The sequence below is a fragment of the Streptomyces sp. CAI-85 genome (assembly GCF_013363615.1).
Lineage (GTDB): Bacteria > Actinomycetota > Actinomycetes > Streptomycetales > Streptomycetaceae > Streptomyces > Streptomyces antibioticus_B.
Genome location: NZ_JAANNX010000224.1, coordinates 1 through 824 on the forward strand (window position 1 = coordinate 1; position 824 = coordinate 824).

At 68.6% G+C, this 824-nt stretch carries 1 protein-coding gene; it reads left to right on the top strand.

All coding sequences use genetic code 11. The features are described 5' to 3' along the window. Positions 1–824: aconitase family protein (locus G6W55_RS37930; protein ID WP_254876601.1), on the top strand; the 824-nt coding region annotated here is incomplete at both ends.

Consider the following 824-nt stretch of genomic DNA (forward strand, 5'->3'; position numbering starts at 1 on the left):
CTGCTGGAGAACCTGCTCCGCACGGAGGACGGCGCGAACATCACCGCCGACCACATCCGCGCCCTCGGCAACTGGGACTCGCAGGCCCAGCCCAGCCAGGAGATCCAGTTCACGCCGGCCCGTGTGATCATGCAGGACTTCACCGGCGTGCCCTGTGTCGTCGACCTGGCGACCATGCGTGAGGCCGTCAAGGAGCTGGGCGGCGACCCGGCGAAGATCAACCCGCTGGCCCCGGCCGAGCTGGTCATCGACCACTCCGTCATCGCCGACAAGTTCGGCACCAACGACGCCTTCGCGCAGAACGTCGAGCTGGAGTACGGCCGCAACAAGGAGCGCTACCAGTTCCTGCGCTGGGGCCAGACCGCGTTCGACGAGTTCAAGGTCGTCCCGCCGGGCACCGGCATCGTCCACCAGGTGAACATCGAGCACCTGGCGCGCACGGTCATGGTCCGCAACGGGCAGGCGTACCCCGACACCCTGGTCGGCACGGACTCGCACACCACCATGGTCAACGGCCTCGGCGTCCTCGGCTGGGGCGTCGGCGGCATCGAGGCCGAGGCCGCGATGCTCGGCCAGCCGGTCTCCATGCTGATCCCGCGCGTGGTCGGCTTCAAGCTCACCGGTGAGCTGACCCCCGGCACCACCGCCACCGACCTGGTGCTCACCATCACCGAGATGCTGCGCAAGCACGGCGTCGTCGGCAAGTTCGTCGAGTTCTACGGCGAGGGTGTGGCGGCCACGAGCCTCGCCAACCGCGCCACCATCGGCAACATGTCGCCGGAGTTCGGCTCCACCGCCGCGATCTTCCCGATCGACGACGAGAC